The 15,607-nt window shown below is 53.8% G+C and carries 17 protein-coding genes and 1 tRNA gene; 8 read left to right on the forward strand and 10 right to left on the reverse strand.

What is annotated here, in order from left to right:
* The first annotated feature begins 55 nt into the window (after nucleotides 1-55).
* Both actS and FFB58_RS17085 read left to right on the forward strand, forming a co-directional pair.
* Nucleotides 56-790: an amidase activator ActS gene (actS, locus tag FFB58_RS17080; protein WP_039029843.1), complete on the forward strand. Its 735-nt coding sequence runs from the start codon at nucleotides 56-58 to the stop codon at nucleotides 788-790.
* Between the two features lie 80 nt (nucleotides 791-870).
* Nucleotides 871-944, forward strand: a tRNA-Gly gene (locus FFB58_RS17085).
* A 43-nt stretch (nucleotides 945-987) separates the two neighbouring features.
* Here FFB58_RS17085 and FFB58_RS17090 read toward each other — a convergent pair.
* The 5 genes from FFB58_RS17090 to FFB58_RS17110 all read right to left on the reverse strand — a co-directional run bounded on the left by FFB58_RS17090 (nucleotide 988) and on the right by FFB58_RS17110 (nucleotide 6,966).
* A complete protein-coding gene (locus FFB58_RS17090) occupies nucleotides 988-1,713 on the reverse strand; it encodes a molecular chaperone (RefSeq protein ID WP_138370510.1) in 726 nt (241 codons plus the stop codon).
* Nucleotides 1,710-2,990 carry a fimbrial protein gene (locus FFB58_RS17095; protein ID WP_231568131.1) on the reverse strand — a complete coding sequence of 427 codons (1,281 nt, stop codon included), beginning with the start codon at nucleotides 2,988-2,990 and terminating at the stop codon, nucleotides 1,710-1,712. Before FFB58_RS17095 ends, FFB58_RS17090 begins: the two co-directional genes overlap by 4 nt.
* A gap of 79 nt (nucleotides 2,991-3,069) precedes the next feature.
* Complete coding sequence (locus FFB58_RS17100) at nucleotides 3,070-5,583, reverse strand: fimbria/pilus outer membrane usher protein (protein WP_039029859.1); 2,514 nt, start codon at nucleotides 5,581-5,583, stop codon at nucleotides 3,070-3,072.
* A gap of 43 nt (nucleotides 5,584-5,626) precedes the next feature.
* Nucleotides 5,627-6,331 (reverse strand): molecular chaperone, encoded by a 705-nt coding sequence (locus tag FFB58_RS17105; RefSeq protein ID WP_138370511.1) that lies wholly within the window; start codon nucleotides 6,329-6,331, stop codon nucleotides 5,627-5,629.
* A gap of 77 nt (nucleotides 6,332-6,408) precedes the next feature.
* Nucleotides 6,409-6,966, reverse strand: coding sequence for a fimbrial protein (locus FFB58_RS17110; RefSeq protein ID WP_039029861.1), 558 nt, complete (start codon nucleotides 6,964-6,966; stop codon nucleotides 6,409-6,411).
* Nucleotides 6,967-7,559: 593 nt separating this feature from the next.
* Here FFB58_RS17110 and FFB58_RS17115 point away from each other — a divergent pair.
* Entirely contained in the window at nucleotides 7,560-8,189 is a 630-nt protein-coding gene (locus tag FFB58_RS17115) for a helix-turn-helix domain-containing protein (protein WP_138370512.1), read from the forward strand.
* 115 nt (nucleotides 8,190-8,304) lie between these two features.
* Nucleotides 8,305-8,922 carry an outer membrane beta-barrel protein gene (locus FFB58_RS17120; RefSeq protein WP_039029863.1) on the forward strand — a complete coding sequence of 206 codons (618 nt, stop codon included), beginning with the start codon at nucleotides 8,305-8,307 and terminating at the stop codon, nucleotides 8,920-8,922.
* 67 nt (nucleotides 8,923-8,989) lie between these two features.
* On the opposite strand, the gene FFB58_RS17125 is transcribed toward FFB58_RS17120, so the two are convergent.
* Nucleotides 8,990-9,352, reverse strand: a complete 363-nt coding sequence (locus FFB58_RS17125) for a hypothetical protein (RefSeq protein WP_286172798.1) — start codon at nucleotides 9,350-9,352, stop codon at nucleotides 8,990-8,992.
* 259 nt (nucleotides 9,353-9,611) lie between these two features.
* Here FFB58_RS17125 and yjdI point away from each other — a divergent pair, with 259 nt between their 5' ends.
* Nucleotides 9,612-9,842, forward strand: a complete 231-nt coding sequence (gene yjdI / locus FFB58_RS17130) for a 4Fe-4S mono-cluster protein YjdI (protein ID WP_138370514.1) — start codon at nucleotides 9,612-9,614, stop codon at nucleotides 9,840-9,842.
* Between the two features lie 10 nt (nucleotides 9,843-9,852).
* Nucleotides 9,853-10,125, forward strand: coding sequence for a GNAT family N-acetyltransferase (locus tag FFB58_RS17135; RefSeq protein WP_039029866.1), 273 nt, complete (start codon nucleotides 9,853-9,855; stop codon nucleotides 10,123-10,125).
* Between the two features lie 32 nt (nucleotides 10,126-10,157).
* Here the strand turns inward: FFB58_RS17135 and FFB58_RS17140 are convergent, their stop codons facing one another.
* Nucleotides 10,158-11,387, reverse strand: coding sequence for an amino acid permease (locus tag FFB58_RS17140; RefSeq protein ID WP_138370515.1), 1,230 nt, complete (start codon nucleotides 11,385-11,387; stop codon nucleotides 10,158-10,160).
* A gap of 118 nt (nucleotides 11,388-11,505) precedes the next feature.
* Entirely contained in the window at nucleotides 11,506-11,967 is a 462-nt protein-coding gene (locus FFB58_RS17145; RefSeq protein WP_039029868.1) for a multidrug/biocide efflux PACE transporter, read from the reverse strand.
* 104 nt (nucleotides 11,968-12,071) lie between these two features.
* Here FFB58_RS17145 and FFB58_RS17150 point away from each other — a divergent pair, with 104 nt between their 5' ends.
* Entirely contained in the window at nucleotides 12,072-12,947 is an 876-nt protein-coding gene (locus tag FFB58_RS17150; protein WP_039029869.1) for a LysR family transcriptional regulator, read from the forward strand.
* A gap of 72 nt (nucleotides 12,948-13,019) precedes the next feature.
* On the forward strand, nucleotides 13,020-13,547 hold the full coding sequence (locus FFB58_RS17155) for a cupin domain-containing protein (RefSeq protein WP_138370516.1): 528 nt from the start codon (nucleotides 13,020-13,022) through the stop codon (nucleotides 13,545-13,547).
* 14 nt (nucleotides 13,548-13,561) lie between these two features.
* Here the strand turns inward: FFB58_RS17155 and FFB58_RS17160 are convergent, their stop codons facing one another.
* On the reverse strand, nucleotides 13,562-14,338 hold the full coding sequence (locus tag FFB58_RS17160) for a lysine/arginine/ornithine ABC transporter substrate-binding protein (RefSeq protein ID WP_138370517.1): 777 nt from the start codon (nucleotides 14,336-14,338) through the stop codon (nucleotides 13,562-13,564).
* 15 nt (nucleotides 14,339-14,353) lie between these two features.
* The gene (locus FFB58_RS17165) at nucleotides 14,354-15,532 is read right to left on the reverse strand and encodes a M20 aminoacylase family protein (protein ID WP_138370518.1); all 1,179 of its coding nucleotides are present in this window, start codon (nucleotides 15,530-15,532) and stop codon (nucleotides 14,354-14,356) included.
* Between the last annotated feature and the right edge of the window lie 75 nt (nucleotides 15,533-15,607).

A 15,607-nucleotide genomic window follows, 5' to 3' on the forward strand; every position in this document is an offset into this window, starting at 1 on the left:
ATCCGGGGTGAGGCTGCTATGATAGCGCGGCCATTCACGTTGACGAGGAACTGTTTTGTTTGCAGGAAGCCCGACGAAAAACCCTGTTTCTGCTCTGTTTTGCCTGATCCTGGCCCTGTTGCTGGCGGGATGTGCGGGCAGTAACTCATCGGATTCTGGTGTGTATACCGTTAAACGCGGCGATACGCTGTACCGCATCTCGCGTGCGACCGGCACCAGCGTGAAGGATCTGGCACGCCTGAACAATATTTCTCCGCCTTACACCATCGAAGTGGGGCAAAAGCTGAAGGTTAACGGCACCAGCACCACGGCCAAAAAATCCTCCTCAAAGAGCCGCGGGAAAACCGCCGCCGTCACGCCTTCTTACGTCGTGCCTAAATCCTCCTGGCCGCCTGTCGGCCAGCGCTGCTGGGTCTGGCCTGCCAGCGGTAAAGTGGTGCTTCCTTACTCCACCGCGGAAGGGGGAAACAAAGGCATTGATATCGCGGGCACCCGTGGCGCACCGGTTTATGCCTCCGATGCGGGGAAGGTGGTTTACGTCGGCAATCAGCTGCGCGGTTATGGCAACCTGATCATGATTAAGCATGGCGAGGATTACATCACCGCCTATGCCCATAACGACACCATGCTGGTGAATAACGGGCAAAACGTGAAGGCCGGACAGAAGATCGCCACTATGGGCAGTACCGGATCCAATACCGTGGCGCTGCATTTCCAGATCCGCTATCGGGCGACGGCTATCGATCCGGTACGCTATCTACCCGCGCCGGGCGGTAAACCGAAGTGCTAAGTGGTTATTTTATCGCCGGTTAGCGCGCGGGAGTCTTGTCAGAAGGGGCGTAAGGTCTATAATGCTTTACGCACCTCAAAGCGGGCGTAGTTCAATGGTAGAACGAGAGCTTCCCAAGCTCTATACGAGGGTTCGATTCCCTTCGCCCGCTCCAGAACCTCTTTCTATGCAAGAACTTATCCCGCAGCTAACCCACTCTATTGCTGCAGCGAAACCATTTTTTCTACCGATACCCCGCTGTCATTTAAATATCGAACACGCAGTCGCGATCCGTCCGGCATGCCCTTAACCGCATCCAGCGGATAACGCCGCGTGCTGAATGTTCTGATCATCATATCGGGTTGCTGGGTGACCTTCTGTTCATGCGTACCCTTTAACAGAGCAAGCGAGGTAAACGAGATATTCAGCGGTGTAGGGTTATTGCACTCAACCGCCCAGCCTTTGCCATCGGGTACCAGACGAAAAGCCAGCTTTTTCACCGCCTCTTCCAGCGTCATGGTGAGACCTTTTGGGCGCCAGAACAGCTTCATTTGCGTATTCATCGCCACCGTCAGGCGTGCAGATTCAGCCTTTTTTGCCGACAGGGGAGGGATCTCATAAAGATTGATCCAAAAAACGGACTCACGATCGTGGGGCAAAGGATCCTGATTGTAGATAAGCCGTAACCCCTGACGCTCTCCCGGTTTCAGACGAAACACCGCAGGCAGCGCGACAAAAGGCGCGGCGGCAGATTCCGGATCGCCTGTGCCGTCATCCACCCAGCTCTGCACGACCACCGGATACTTATTGGTATTCACCAGCATCAGCGATTGCTCCCGCTTGCCCGCCGGATAAATTACCCGCGTGCCGGCAGCCATAATCCCTGCATGCAGCGGGGATGAGAACAGCAGGCACAGAAGCCAGAGAACAGACCTTTTCATCATTGCATTTTCACCAGCACATACGCCGTCGCATGCACCTTACCTGGCGTTATCTCCTTGCCGCTCAGTTTTTTTAGCGTGGCGATAAAGGAGTAGGTGTAATAGGTATAGCCGCTCGTGACGCTGCCCATCGCTTTAGCGCCCTGCAACACCGGGTACCAGCCCGCGCTGTTTCCGCCCGGCTTAAGCGTTGCTATACCAGGCTGGCCGACAAAGTTAAGGGTTTGTCCCGGATTAGCACTGTTTGCCAGCGTAATACCTACCCCTTTCGCCATATCCGGGGCGTTATAGTTATCCGACACCAGTGCGCTCACGCCGCCGCTACTGTTGACCAGTCCCAGGGACTGCGCCGCGGCATAGGCGCCTTCAGAAACCTGGAAACCCATCGCCGTCTGCGTATCGGCCACCCCGGACTTAGCCGAATCACTGCACTCAACCTGCACCGAAAACGACGAGCTTGCCCCCATCCCGGCTTCCAGCTCGGCGGTAGAGATTGTCGGCAGAAGGACTATTGGATCCGCACTGCGGGCCACGCAGGTTGGGTTGCTGTAAATGGAGCTGCCGGTACGCATCCCATAGCCAAAGCCGTTATCTGCTCCCCAGAAACTAAAATCTGTAGAGCTATCTTCCCCGACCTCATCGTGGGCGAAAGCAAATGAAACAGAGGGATCGCCGGAAAGCTGAATGTAGGCGTTCGGTTGTATGCAGCTGTATACCTTGCCGGTAGGTTTGCCGTAGGCCAGACCAGAACCATCAGTATTATTGTTTCCACAATAGGCTGATTTAGCCGACGTTCCTGGTAAGGTGCTAATGCGGTACAGCTCGGCCTGCAGCGGCGGGATATCCTGGAGGCGAATCTGAATTTTCCCTGCTGAGGTGGTGGCCCACGAGGTAACGGGCATTTTCTGCCAGGTGCGTTTTAGCGTTATGCCCGCCATGGTCTGACGTAACCCAACGTAAGCGAACCAGGTTGCATAGACGTCCGTCAGCCCATCATTAGTACCAATGTCATAGTAGCCGCCCACCCGGTCATCACCGTTGGTCGCCACCAGGAAATAGATGTTTGCGAGATCCGCCTCGTCACACTCCCAGAGCACCGTCGAGCCCGTCGAGCCGCCATAGGTGTAATTTGTGGGCGGTACCACGACGCTTCCCAGTAAGGAGCCTACCGGAACGAAATACGTATCCGTCAGGTTGATTTTTCCGAACGGAATGATCGCCGTATAGCCGTCCTCCGTTTGCAGTTTAGTGGTCTTAGTGCAACGACTCCATCCGGGCATGGCACTCAGGAGCAGCGCAAGGCCGAGGCAGAGTTTCAGTAGCAATCCTCTGTTTTTTTTCATCATCACTTCCTGAACCTTAACCTGAACATACTGACGTTAATCTGACCATGGGCTGCCCGGCTTCGGCGTGGGCGATGGTAAAGGGCAGGTAGCAGCGATCGCTGGGCTGCTCACCCCAGCGCACGGTAAACCGCCCACTGGTTTGTTCACTGCGAACATAGATCTGCCCGCCCTGACCGGTCATGCCGACAATGTTGCCGTTGTCATCCAGGACATCGGCCCCAAGAGGCAAAACTTCCCCGTCCGGGAAGCGCGATTTGATCAACAGCGCCGTGCCGCGACGTGTGCGGAACACCACTTTGCTGGCCGCCCCTGCAACCGGTGCAATTCGTTTTTCGCTATCGACCAGCTCGGCATCGCCATCCATATTTTGCGGATCGAGCGTTATCCGGTTGTAGCGATACGGCGTGACGGCAGGGATAAGCGCATAGCCATTGCCGTCGACGGTTACCTGCTGAGAGTTGTATACCTGGGCGCCCTCGGCGCCTTTCGCTTCAACCAGGGCAAAGGTATCGCTCAGATAGGGGCCTAATGTGATCCCACCCGAATGGATAGCCATCGCGCCCTGGGCATTGCCGGACGCCTGCCAGTATCCCTGGCCCTGCGCGGCATTCAGCCCTACTGTTGTATCGGCCAGGCGCTTCTGCAGGTTCCCGCTGATTACGGTCTGCTTGTACTGCTGATCGCGACTCACGTTGATGCCGTAGTTGGTCGTCTGTTTCTCATCAAGCATGCCGGAGACCGAACTCTGATACTGATCCCCGCCGTTGGTGGAGTGGGTCCAGGAGTTACTCAGGGTCGGGGCGCGCGGATCGGTAGTGCCCAGCGGGATGGAGACAGACAGCGATGTCACCGTCTCCATGGTGCCACTGTCGTCATAATCCCCCATCTGCTGACGGGAGATGGACAGGTTCGCGCCGATCCCGTACATGAAGCTTTTGCTGTAACCAAACTGCAGCTGCGTATCCCGGCTGCGGCCATCGCGATAATCCTGGGTTGAGCCTGACAGGAACACGCTCCCGAGCTCCCCAAGGTTCTGATTCAGGGAGAGCTCAAAGCGGGACTGCTGGCTGTAGGTGGTGGACTCCCAGCTTTCGCCTGTTTTCGCGGCCTGGCGTACACCGAGGACATCAGTGAGATCCCGGTAGCCGCTGGTGGAATAGCGATAGCCAGCAAGTGACACCGTGGTGTCCGTTGCCGGAAACGTTTTGCTCCAGGAGAGATGCGCCATTCCCCCGCTGATATAGCCCGTATCCGGGAGTTCGGCATGCGACCAGGTCATGTCCATTCCCAGTGCGCCAAACCAGCTGCCGTAAACCCCGCCCAGCATCACGGCCTGATAAGCATCTGCGAGGCGCAGCCCGCTGTTCATGGTGACGCTGTTACTTAAACCACGTTGCCAGGTGAGATCGCTAAAAGCCGATTCATCGCCGCTATCGAGCGTTTTCCCCATCTCAACGCTGTAGCGAGAAACGCCCGCGCGCATGGACTCGGGAACCGCAGAAAACGGGACGCTGAACCGGTTGACGGAGCCGTCGGCCTCGGTCACTTCTACATCAAGGTCGCCGCTATAGCTGGTAGGGTAGAGGTCGGTAATTTCAAATGCGCCGGGAGCGACCGTGGTCTGGTAAATTTCCTGGCCATTCTGACGCACCGATACTTTAGCGTTGCTGGATGCGACGCCGCGGATCACCGGTGCATAGCCTCGCATGGAATCAGGCAGCATGCGATCGTCGCTCGCCAGGCTGACGCCTTTGTAATTCATACCGGAGAAAAAGCGCCCTGAAGTCACGAGCTGGCCCATCATCATCTGGCTGCCGATCTTCGGCAGCGGTCTTTGCAGATAGCGACGAATGTTTTGCCAGTCGCTGCCGCTATCCCGGCTCCAGTTCAGGTTGGATATTTGTCGGTACTGCCATTTGCCGAGATTAAGCCCGCCGTTCAGGGATAACCACGCGGAATCCTGATCGTTGGTGTTCTCCCCGGAATAGGAGACGTGGTAGTAGTTACTGATGTAATTGACAAACCCCATCGCACTGCCGACGTCTAAATCGTCAGGGTTAACATAGCCGCGCGCATCGTTGCTCATATCCGTTTGCGGCACGCTAAGATTCAGGCGCAGCTCGGCCATATTCATATCGACACTGCTGCCTTTCACCGCCTGGCTGAATAAAAAACAGCCCTTATCGGTTTTGGCGTGGGCGGATGCCTGCGGATCAAATTTAATTCCGGCGCTTTTGAAAAGTTCCGGTGACAGGCAGAGGGCGACGCTATTGTCTGCATCGTTAACAAATTCGACGCTCATGGTGTCGATAAATCGGGTGTTTACATAGACATCTACTTTGTAGATGCCTGCGGCAATACTGTCTTTCCGTGTAAACTGCTCCAGGGTAGCCTGACTGAATTTCCCCCCGCGAAACAGGGCGGGTTCAAAAGTATAATCGTCTGCTGATGAGTCATCAGGACCGCCAGCCGCCAGCGCCACAGGAACAGAAGCGATAACAGCACATAAAATAACAACGTATTTCATTTGCGTTATCCGCCTGTGCGAAATAATGCGTGCTGCTCTTTTTTTACAGCACCCTTTCACTGACGGTATCCATGCCGTAGTCGTTCACTAACGTCAGCCGTAAACGCGCGCCTTTAAGACTTTTTACGGGAGTGGAAAGCGACCATTCACTGGAGGATTTAGGGGCGACCATTACCGAATCCGCCAGGCGGACTTCGCGGCCCTGAATTATCAGGCTGGCCCGGCGAATAACGGCAAAATAGCCTCCAGGGTTTGTCACCTGAATGTTTTTCCCTTTCAGCGCGAAGGTAAGATTCTTCGCGGTATCGCCCTGGCGACCGGTTATTCCCTGAGGACGATAAAATATTTTTACGCGGTTTGTTATGGAGAGGACCAGTTGATTACTGCCTTGATTTGCTGTTTTAGTGGCGGGTAACTGGGTGAAATTCATATAAAAAATCGCCTCACGATCCTGAGGTAAATTTTTACCTGTGTACATCAAACGCACCGACTGTCCCGCTTTAGGCTCCATGCGAAATATTTGTGGCGTAATAACAAAATCGCCATCCTCTGAAGCACTATTTTTCTGACCCTTGTCCGTCTCAATCTGGACAATATAAGGTAGACTATCCTGGTTTCTTAACTGAACGCATTTTTCCCGGTTCTGGGCTGGATAGATTATTCGGGTGCCAGTCATTACCACGCTGGCAAAAGCGTTCTGGCTGAGAATTAAAAAAAGCGTAACCAGCAAAGTGGAATAAGTGCGCATGTTACGCTCTCCTGAATTATTAATAAATGTGCGGCGGAATTCTGGCTGGAAGTCTTCCTCCAGCCAGTTCAGAACAATCAGAAATAGCTCAGGGTATACTCTGCAACAGCAGTGATTTTACCTGGCTTGGCGGAAGCAGCATCGACCACATAATATTGCGCACCAAAATCATGGCTTGCTGACGTTTCAGTTGCTTTCAGAACCAGACCGCTAACAGAGGTTGGACCAGAAAGGATGACAGGGTTAGTTCCATCGCTGGAAGCGGTTAACTGAATACCGTAACCAACAGCAGCATTATCTGTCGCGCGGTTACCCAGCACCCCTGAAGAGACATCAACATCATATCCCAGGAATTTAGTCTTTATATTAAGATCGGCCTCAGGCGCAGTACATCCACTAACGGAAACAGTGAATGGCGTGAGACCCGCTTTCTGCCCATTTGCCAGCGTCGTTCCAAAATCAGCGGTGGCGACGGTTGGCAGCATCACGACAGAGTTTGTTTGTCCGTTAATATTGACAGAACAAGTCTGATCGGTGACCTCGCCCTGGAAAGTCACTGTAGGTGCTGCAAAAACAGCACAAGGTAAAATCCCTACAGCCACAAGCAGTGCTACTTTTTTCAACTGATTAATCATTTTATATCCTTATATAATAATTTAATTTACTCACAACCTCACTCCTGTGAGGGGCGCTGCTTTAAACTTAAACCTTTATATCTCTGCTATAGTGACCTTACCTTTTTTGCGATTTATAAGGGATGTTTGAAGTATAAAACAATGAGCGTTGCCAACAATATCCGCTCCAGGATAATAATGGTCAGGAAATAGTGGTTATCGCATCAATACATTTTGACAGTGGCCGTAAGTTAATGTAAGCGCGGGGGGGGGGAATAAAGCAGAAATTAATTATGCGCAACTGAAATGGTGGGTTTTATTGTCCAGATTATCGAATCTACTCCAGCGTTTTGCCACCTGATATATGCTTACCAACAGTTTACAATCTTCGAACAAGCTCCCCACCTCCCGACCTTGCTCATTGTAAAAAATTTAAAAATAAACAACATAAATTTTACCCGCCGTAGAGATATTGCTATATCTGAATATCGGAAAGTGTTTTAAATCTGCATCAAAGTCAGGGTGCTGCAGAGGCGAATCAGGCCGCACCGCGCAACTTACAGGTTTGCTCCAGAGGCTAATCTGGCTGTGATGCAAAGCTATCAGGTAATACTATGCATCTTATGTCACCCATACGTCCTGAAAATTCCATGCAGCGTTTGTTGACTGCGCTTGAGCCCATTGCTGATAAAATCCAGGTGATCCCGCGCAAAAGAATGACCTGGAACTACAAAGGCCGTCCCCAGCTCTACTTTTTTCTTGAGGGGGAGCTCTCCATACTGCGTGCCTCCGATGGGCTGCTGATTGTCACCGTGTATGAAGCGCATCTTTTTGGCATTGCAGAGATGATCCAGCCGACGAAAGGCCATATTTTGCGTACCGAATCTGAATCAACAATGTTACGGATTGATGCAAAACTGGCGGCTGAGATCATCTGCCAGCAGGGGCTGTGGGAGGACGTTGCCGCGGTGCTCTCGTACCATACCGCTTATCTGTTTTACCGTGATGCATTAGTCGTGCAACAACGAACCTATTCGGTAATACGTAACCATCTGCTGGAGATGATAACGCTGCCGGAACAGACGCGCATGCGAACATCAATTCTGGATTATATTCAGGACAGAACGCTACTTTCGCGCAGCAGTGTATTGAATGTGATCTCCGCGTTGAAAAAAGAGGGCTATATTGGCTTCAAACGTGGCGGTTATCTCCTGGAAATAAAGGCGTTACCCGAAAATTTTTGATTGAAAATTTAATTTTAAACAGAATGATAATTAACCTGACAGCGGTTTTTGTATATCGTTTGCCTACTGAAATAAATAACGAAATTTACCTCCAGTAAGTTTAAACGAGATTGTTATGAAAAAGACCGTTGTTGCTTTAATTATCGTAAGTGCTTTCACGACTACCGCAGCGTTTGCCGCGGGCGATGCCGGAACCTGGTACAGTGGTGGAAAGTTCGGTTGGTCACACTATTTCGATGCCAGTACAGGTAGCAAAGCGCTGGATAATAATAGTGGCTCAAACCATTTTGACGTAGACCATGACAACGTAGGTGGTGGAATTTACACCGGTTACCAGATTAACTCGTGGCTGGCTGTCGAAGGTGGCTACGACTATTTAGGTAACATGCAGATTAAAGGTCATCACAGCGGCGCCGGAGCCACACTGAAAAGTCAGGGGATCCAGATGTCCCTGAAAGCGAGCTATGCCATCACGCCAGAGTGGGACCTGTATGGCCGGGCCGGGGCAATGGGATACCGGGCGGAATCTGATGTAAGCGGTCATAATCGCTTTGAAACCGGTGTTCGTCCGCTGGCTGCTGTGGGCACCGAGTATGCCTTCAACAAAAACTGGGCAGGACGCCTTGAATATCAATGGGTAAGCAACGTAGGTAATGCCAATCAGATTGGGGTAAGCGCTGACGTTAGTACGGTTACGGCCGGGCTGAGTTATCGTTTTGGCCAGAACGATTGACGTACCTGTAGCCATGACTCTGCGTACAAGCCCGGCACTTAACTGCCGGGTTTTTTTATATTGGGGATTAGCCTGCCAGAACCGGTTTTAGCACGATCTGAATCTGCTCCAACCCTGTTTCATTATTTTCTTTAAGGTATTGCTGATTCATCATGGCTAATGCTTCTAATCTGGAAAGGGATGTGTAGACTGGCTGCACATCGCTATCCATTTCGAATATCTCTTTCTGTTTTACATCCTGTAAATATTGTTTTTTTATCGTATCGGTAAGCGTAGCAATATCCTGTTTATTGGTATTGTACAGCGAGGCGATATGTGATGTCGGGACAGGTAGCGTTTTTGCACCAGGAAGCACTAAAGGAATGTGCATTCGGTTAATCTGCTCTACTTTGTCTGGTGTCGGCGTGCTACAACCGCTGACTGAAATCATACTGAATAACAGTATGAAGGATGGTATGGTTCTCATTATCTGACCTGTATTGCTGAAAAACAGCGTTAATTATCCCGTCTGGATAGGCAGATTGCAGAGTAATGTTGTTTATTTTTAAATATTCCGTATGCTCGCCACTGGAATTCGTCTCGTGAGGTCCGGTCATAAGCTTTTAAAATTAGCACTGTCTCAGTAGGTTGAATGATAATATCGCGCTATGCTTGTTCCCGGACCCCATAATAACAACAGAGGCAATGTCATGGATAACGAACTGCTGGAAGCGGGATACCGGGCCTATACCGGTGAGAAAATTGACGTCTACTTTAACACCGGTATCTGTCAGCACTCGGGAAACTGCGTGCGCGGCAGCGCTAAGCTCTTCAACCTGAAACGTAAGCCGTGGATCATCCCCGATGAAGTGGATGTCGATACGGTTGTGCGTGTGATCGACTCCTGCCCAAGCGGCGCACTCAAATACCGCCACAAATAAGCGAGAAACCATGGAAATTCAGGAAGGCCATAACAAGTTTTACGTGAACGATGCCGAAGGCAATCAGGTCGCGGAGATCGTTTTTGTTCCTACCGGCGAGCATCTCAGCATTATCGAGCATACGGATGTCGATCCCAGCCTGAAAGGTCAGGGCGTGGGCAAACAGCTGGTGGCGAAGGTCGTGGAAAAGATGCGCGCTGAAAACCGCAAAATCATTCCCCTGTGCCCGTTCGCCAAACATGAATTTGATAACACCCGCGAATACGACGATATCCGCGCCTGATTCTGAACCTGCAGCCTGCTGCAGGTTCTCTCTTAAGCGATAAACATCACCGACACGCACAGCACCCCGACAATCAGCGTCAGCACATTGCCGACGGAGCGGTATGGCTTCAGGGCCGGAATGAGGAAGGTCGACAGGGTCGGCATGATAAACAAGATCATGGCGATAAGCGGCCCGCTGATGGCGTAGATCATCGAGATGGCGTTGGGATTAATGCAGCATACCGCAAAGGTGATCAAGGATACGCCCATCACCGACACGGCCCGGTTAAAGGCCCGGCTTTTCTTCACCCCAGCCTGATTTAACGCGGACTTCACCATCTCGGTGGCCCCCTCAATCACCCCGAAATAGGTCCCGAGAAACGACTTCGACATGGCGACAATGGCGACCACAATCCCGGAGATCCCAAGCCAGGAGGGGGAGGAGGGCATCATGGACAGTGCCGAGAGAATAGTCACACCTTGCTCTTTGGCGGCGACGATGTACGACGGGGGGATCGACAGCAGGCAGCTGAAGACGAAGAACAGTACGCTCAGGCAGATAATCAGGTAGGCCACTTTCATGATGCGGGTGCATTTGCCCATCGCGGCATCGCCATATTTCTCCTGCCGATCGACGGCAAAGGTCGAGATAATCGGAGTATGGCTGAAGGCAAACACCATCACCGGAATGGAGATCCACACCTGGTGGAGCGTATGTTGATCGAAGGCCATCTGGCTGGTAAGCAGCGACGGCTGCCAGCTCTGGGTGAGATAGAGTGACACCAGCAGAAAGTAAGCGATGAGCGGAAAGACCAGAAAACCCATCACCCGGATGGTGACGTGCCGCCCCATCAGAAAGATCAGGTTCAATGCCAGCACCACGCCGAGGCTCACCAGCACCCGCACGGTGGTGTCTACCGTCATATGCTTCGCCAGCTGTTCCGTCAGGGAGTTGGTGATGGCCACGGCATAGATCTGCACCACCACAAAAAAGGCGATGAAATAGAGCGTGGTGATCAGATTGCCGATCTTCTTCCCGTAGTAGTGCGTGACCGCGCCGGTGATCCCTTCGCTACCTTTGGTTTTTGCGCTCAGGATGAACTGGCATAACGCTTTGTGGGGCCAGTAGGTGAATGGATATGCCACAAGGGCGGTGATAAACAGGACGACAGCGCCCGCAGACCCTAGCTGGATGGGCAGAAACAGGGTTCCTGCGCCCACGGCCGTGCCATACAGGGCAAAGCTCCAGAGGGTCTCTTCTTTAGACCAGATTTTCGACATGAGAGAAACGTATCAACTATAAAACCAACAAAAAGGAGACTATTTTACCATAATGATGGGTTGGGGTCGCAGTTGACGCTACGGGAAGCTGGCCGGAAAGCATTTCCGGCCGGAGGGATTAGTACGTGGCAGCCTGGCGCTGCTGGCGTCGCTTCATAATGCGATCCCGCAGAGTGTCATACGCCCAGTTATAAACCATGGTGTATGGCAGGAAGAAGATAAAGAAGCCGATCTCCAGGGTGAAGGCCTGCAGCAGGCTCACGCCCAGTACCAGCGACACAATGCCGACGCCGATAAAGATGAACCCGACCTCAAAGCCAAGCGCGTGCAGGGCGCGGACTTTCGCGGTGCGGGGCACCTCATGTCGTGGCCACAGCCTGTCAAACACAGCGTTAAAGATGATGTTCCAGATCATCGCCGTGGTGGCGAGGATAATGGTTAACCCACCCATTTCGAGCACCGGGCGCTGCATCAGCCATGCGGTGGTCGGGGCGAGAATGGCCGTGGCGATACCTTCAAAACAGACGGCGTGGAAAATGCGTTCCGGCAGTTTTCTGCGCTGAACATCGTTGTGCTGCATAACGTCTTACCTCAAAACATGCCAGGATGGGCAAATAATGCGGCTATTTTTATCGTTTAAACTGATATATAAAAGTTAGATCCCATCGATAAAGTAGATACATCATGCGCTACTCACCTGAAGCCTTAACCGCGTTTGTCGAGACGGTGGCGGCGGGCTCGTTCTCCGCCGCAGCCCGCCGCCTGCGTAAAAGCCAGTCCACTATCAGTACCGCCATCGCCCATCTGGAAGACGATCTGGGCTTCGCCCTGTTCGATCGCAGCGCCCGCCAGCCGGTGCTTACCGCTCAGGGGAAGCAGGTGCTGGGCTATGTTCAGTCGATTCTGGCCGCCAGCGCCCGGCTGGATGAACTGGCGGTCTCCCTCAGCGAAGAGACCGAAGCGCGGCTGACCTTTGTCCTCTCCGATACCCTGCACCCGGACGTGCTGGAGGATATGCTGTTTCGTTTTGATGAGCGTTTCCCCCATACCGAATTCGAATGTCTGATTGGCGAAGAGGAGGACGTCATCGACCTGCTGCAAAAAGAGCGGGCGCAAATCGGCCTTACCGAGGCGCGGGAGAGCTATCCCACCGACATCGCCGCCGTTCGCCTGCCGATGCAAACCCATATGGCAATCTACACCTCGGCCAGCCATCCGCTGGCCGGGCAACAGCGCCTTGAAGCCGATGAGCTGCACGGCTGGCGGGAGCTGCGCCTGAACACCTATCTGGAGCGGGAACCGGTGCTGGCGCAGGGGCCGGTCTGGTCGGCGCCCAACTACCTGATGCTGCTCAGCATGGCGGTGCAGGGCTTCGGCTGGTGCGCGCTGCCCTGTGCGCTGGTGGAGGAATTCGCCCCCGCAAAAGCGCTGGTGCAGCTCAACGTGCCGGGCTGGCCGCGCTCGGTGGCGATCGATCTGCTGTGGAATAAACGCTCCCCACCGGGAACGGCAGGCAACTGGCTGCGCCATTATCTGCAGCAAACAGCGGATCCGCTGTGATGAAGGCTGTAGCGGTAGTGAAATAAAAACGCACTACACTTAACTGAGTTTCATCACTGACTGAGAAAACCCATGACCGCTAAAGATACCATTACGCCCCGGGTGCTGATGCTCTCAGCGAAAGACTGGGTGCCGAATAATCCCCATCTGCCGGTGCTTATCTATAAAGGGGTGATAACGGATGGCGATATTGCCACCCAGTTTGAACAACGCTTCGCCGACAACGGCTGGCCGCCCCAGTGGCGCGATGGGATCTTCGATTATCACCATTACCACTCCACCGCACATGAGGTGCTCGGCATTGCCCGGGGATCGGCGCGGCTGGTCATTGGCGGGCCTGGCGGGGAAGAGATGGAGGTGGAAGCGGGGGATGCACTGTTACTGCCTGCGGGAACCGGACATTGCCGCTTATCAGCCTCCCTCGATTTTCTGGTGGTAGGGGCGTATCCGCCGGGCATGGAGTTCGATCTGTGCAAGCAGGCGGCGACCCCAGCGATACTGGCGCGCATCGTTGCGCTGCCGTTTCCTGAGCGGGACCCGTTAAACGGCGACTCGCCTCCCTTAACGCAGTTCTGGAAATCACCGCCCTTCAGCCAGTGAAGGGCGGAACAACGCTATTTGCCGGTATAGATATCGAAGCTGAAGTATTTCGCGGCGAGCTTTTTATAGGTGCCGTCGGCGAGGATCGCAGCGATAGCGCCGTTCAGATCCTTACGCAGCTGCTCATCCTCTTTACGCAGACCGATGGCCGCCCCGGCGCCAAACAGGGCGTCGTCCTGCAACGCACCGCCGACAAAGGCAAACTCTTTGCCCTGCGGTTGGCTGAGGAAGCTATAATCCGCCATCACCCCTGAGAGCACCGCCCCATCGATACGCCCGGATTCCAGGTCGCGAATCACCTGGTCCGCACCCTGATAGGCCACCACGTTAACGCCCTTGCCGCGCCACTGCTCGTTGGCATAGGTCTCCTGAGCGGAACCCTGCTCCACGCCGATGGTTTTCCCTTTGAGCTGATCCACGCTGTTGCCGGGAAGCGTGTTTTTGCGTGCCACCAGGAAGGCCGGGCCGCTGTAGATCTTGTCGCTAAAGGCAATCTGCTCTTTGCGTTTGTCGGTGATGTACATCCCCGAAAGGATGGCATCAAACTTACGCGCCTTCAGGGACGGAATGATGCCGTCGAAATTGCTTTCAACCCAGACGCATTTCGCCTGCAGCTGCTGGCAGATGGCATTGCCCAGATCGATATCGAACCCGACCACCTCGCCCTGCGGGTTCTTGGACTCAAACGGGGCAAAGGTCGGATCCACGCCAAAACGCAGCTCTTTAGTCTCTGCCGCGAAGGCGGATGAGGCAGCCAGCAGTGCCACCAGCGGTAAAAGGTATTTTTTCATTAGTCTGTCCCTGTCTTAACGGCAATAGTTTTCAACCAGACGGGCAAAGAAGGAGGCCCCGGTGGTGATGATCTCGTCATTGAAGTCGTAGCCGGGGTTATGCACCATGCAGCCGCCTTTTTCCCCTTTCACGCCGTTACCGAGCAGGAAGTAGCTTCCCGGACGTTGCTGCAGCATAAAGGCAAAATCTTCGCTGCCGTTGGACGGGGAGACGCTGTCGAGTACCGCATCTTCACCAAAGAACTCCACGGCCAGCTGGCGGGCAAAGGCGGTCTGTTCCGCATCGTTCACCAGCACCGGGTAGGAGTCGTAGATCTCCACTTCGCTGGTGGCACCGTAGCTGCGGGCGGTGAAATCGGTGAGCTCCTGAATACGGCGGATCAGCAGGTCGCGGATCTCCGGCTTCATCGAACGTACCGTCAGCTCCATCACCGCGCTGTCCGGGATCACGTTGGAGGCAATGCCCGACTGGAAGGTGCCAACGGTGACGACCGCGGTTTCACCCGGCGGCACGTTACGCGCCACAATGCTCTGCAGGGACATGATCAGGGCCGCGCCGGTCACAATCGGATCCACGGTGCGTTCCGGATGCGCGCCATGCCCGCCGTACCCTTTCAGGGTGATTTTGACGGTATCGGCGGAGGCCATAAAGTTGCCCTCAAAGAAGCCAAATTTCCCGGTCGGCAGGTAAGGCATATTGTGCAGGGCAAAAATACGATCGCAGGGGAAGCGGTCGAACAACCCGTCTTTGATCATCAGATCCGCGCCGCCAATGGCCTCTTCGGCAGGCTGGAAGATAAGGTGCACGGTGCCGTTAAACTGGCAGGCGTCGGAGGCGATGTATTTCGCGGCGGCTAATAAAATGGCCGTGTGGCCGTCGTGACCGCAGGCGTGCATTTTGCCCGGCACGGTGCTGGCCCAGGGTAAATCGGTAGCTTCGAAGATCGGCAGGGCATCCATGTCGGCGCGCAGGCCGATGGATTTTGTCCCCTGGCCTTTGGCGATCGTGCCGACCACGCCGGTTTTGCCGATCTCCCGCGTCACCTTGTAGCCCCAGCCTTCGAGCTGGCGGGCCACCAGATTGCTGGTATTAAACTCCTCCAGGCTTAATTCGGGGTTGGCATGTAAATGACGACGGATGGCGATGATCTCTTCTTCTGATTCTTTTATTTCTGGAATGATACAGTCGGACATTTGTTACTCCAGTGTTAACGCGTGTTTGCATTCCTAACTTATCGTCACGTCGTCGGTAATGCCAACGAGTTATCT

The sequence above is a fragment of the Enterobacter sp. MF024 genome (genome assembly GCF_005843915.1).
GTDB classification, from domain to species: Bacteria; Pseudomonadota; Gammaproteobacteria; order Enterobacterales; family Enterobacteriaceae; genus Enterobacter; species Enterobacter barmai.